This window comes from Massilia sp. CT11-108 (assembly GCF_047302915.1).
In the GTDB taxonomy this organism is placed as follows: domain Bacteria; phylum Pseudomonadota; class Gammaproteobacteria; order Burkholderiales; family Burkholderiaceae_D; genus Telluria; species Telluria orientalis.
Window position 1 is genome coordinate 1 of sequence record NZ_JBKYMO010000776.1, and the last position, 1,875, is coordinate 1,875.

Sequence of the window (1,875 nt, forward strand, 5' to 3'; positions counted from 1 at the left end):
ACCGCGACTACGTGGACACGCTGCCGAACGACGTCTCGATCTGGGCCGTATTACGCAAGGCGCCGCCGCTGCCGTTCCTGCCGCAGGCCGTGCACGGCCAGGACATCGTCGCGCTGGCCGTGTTCTCGCCACGCCCGCCGGAGGAAGCGGAGCCGGTGCTGGCGCCCGTGCGGTCGTTCGGCGACGTGCTGGGCGAACACGTGGGCGCCGTCCCGTACGCGGCGTGGCAGAAGACGTTCGACCCCCTGCTGGCGCCGGGCGCGCGCAATTACTGGAAGTCGCACAACTTCACCACGCTGTCCGACGAGGCCGTCGACCTCGTGCTGCGCTACGCCGCCGCGGTGCCGACGCCGCAGTGCGAGATCTTCCTGGGCCTCATCGGCGGCCGCGCGAACGAGCCGGCCGTGGACGCCACCGCGTATCCGCACCGCAATGTGATGTATGCGATGAACGTGCACGGGCGCTGGCTCGATGCCGCCGACGACGCGCGCTGCGTGGCCTGGGCACGGGAGTTCTTTGCGGCCGTGGCGCCGTATGCGGCCGGCAGCGTGTACATCAATTTCCTGACTCAGGACGAGGGGGCGCGCATCCACGAGGCGTACGGCACGAACTGGGACCGGCTCGTGCAGGTGAAACGTCGCTACGATCCGGACAACCTGTTCCGCTTCAATCACAACATCGCACCAAGCGGGTGACGATCACCCCAGCGCCAGCGCGACGGCCGCCTCGGCATGCAGCCCCGTCGTGTCGTACAGTGGCACGGGGCTGTCCTCGGGCCCGACGAGCAGCATGATTTCGGTGCAGCCGAGGATGATCGCTTCCGCGCCGGCCGCGACCAGGCGCCGGATCACGCCGCGGTAGGCCTCGCGCGACGCCGCTTCGATGTGTCCTTGCACGAGCTCCTCGTAGATGATGCGATGGACCGTGGCGCGATCGTCCGCATCGGGCACGAGCACCTCCAGGCCGTGCCTGTCGGCCAGCCGGCCTTTATAAAAATCCTGTTCCATCGTGAAGGCGGTGCCCAGCAGGCCGATGCGCTCGTATCCAGCAGCCTTGATGCGCGCGGCGGTCGGGTCGGCGATGTGCAGCAGGGGCAGGTCGACGGCGGCCTCGATCTGCGGCGCCGCCCTGTGCATCGTGTTCGTGCAGATGACGAGGAAATCGGCGCCGCCGCGCTGCAGCCGCTGCGCCGCCTCGACCATCAGCCGCGCCGCATCGTCCCAGCGGTCTTCGCGCTGCAGGACGGCGATGTCGTCGAAGTCGAACGACCACATGAGGCTGCGCGCCGAATGCAGGCCGCCGAGACGGTCGCGCACGCCCTCGTTGATGAGGCGATAGTATTCGGCCGAGCTTTTCCAGCTCATCCCGCCCAGCATCCCGATGATCTTCTGCGTCATGCGTATCCCCTGTCGGTGTGTAGCCGTCGAGTATAAGCGGTTGTGCGCCCGCGCACGGACGGCGCGTCAGCGGATCACGTCCAGCGCCGCGAATTCCCGCACCGCGAAGTCGACGAACGCGCGCAGCCGCGGCGCCATGTGGCGGCTGCTGGGCATGACGAGGTGCACGGGCGCCGGTTCCGGCTCGTAGTCCACGAGCAGGCGGCGCAGCACGCCGGCCCGCAAATCCGGCTCGACCTGGTACGACAGCGCCCGTGCGATGCCGAAGCCGTCGCGTGCGGCCGCCAGCATGGCTTCCGTATCGTTCATGCGCAGGCGCGGGCTGTAGCGCACCACGTGCTCGCGGCCGTCCGCGCGGAAGCGCCATTCGGCCACGCTGCGTACGGCCGTCGACATGATCAATTCGTGGCCAGCGAGGTCGGCCGGGACCGCCGGCGTGCCGCGCCGGTCGAGGTAGGCGGGGCTCGCGACCGTCACG

Annotated in this window: 3 protein-coding genes; 1 reads left to right on the forward strand and 2 read right to left on the reverse strand. The window is 69.3% G+C overall.

Annotated elements, in window-relative coordinates:
• On the forward strand, positions 1-695 hold a 695-nt coding region (locus tag ACEN88_RS30535; RefSeq protein WP_413345756.1), incomplete at its 5' end, for a BBE domain-containing protein.
• 3 nt (positions 696-698) lie between these two features.
• Here ACEN88_RS30535 and ACEN88_RS30540 read toward each other — a convergent pair.
• Together ACEN88_RS30540 and ACEN88_RS30545 are read right to left on the reverse strand one after the other, a co-directional pair.
• The gene (locus tag ACEN88_RS30540; RefSeq protein WP_413345758.1) at positions 699-1,397 is read right to left on the reverse strand and encodes an aspartate/glutamate racemase family protein; all 699 of its coding nucleotides are present in this window, start codon (positions 1,395-1,397) and stop codon (positions 699-701) included.
• A 66-nt stretch (positions 1,398-1,463) separates the two neighbouring features.
• On the reverse strand, positions 1,464-1,875 hold a 412-nt coding region (locus ACEN88_RS30545), incomplete at its 5' end, for a LysR substrate-binding domain-containing protein (RefSeq protein WP_413345760.1).

What these genes read in the sequence shown, in the direction of transcription:
- ACEN88_RS30540 (WP_413345758.1), bottom strand. Translation starts at nt 1,397, where the DNA reads ATGACGCAGAAGATCATCGGGATGCTGGGCGGGATGAGCTGGAAAAGC.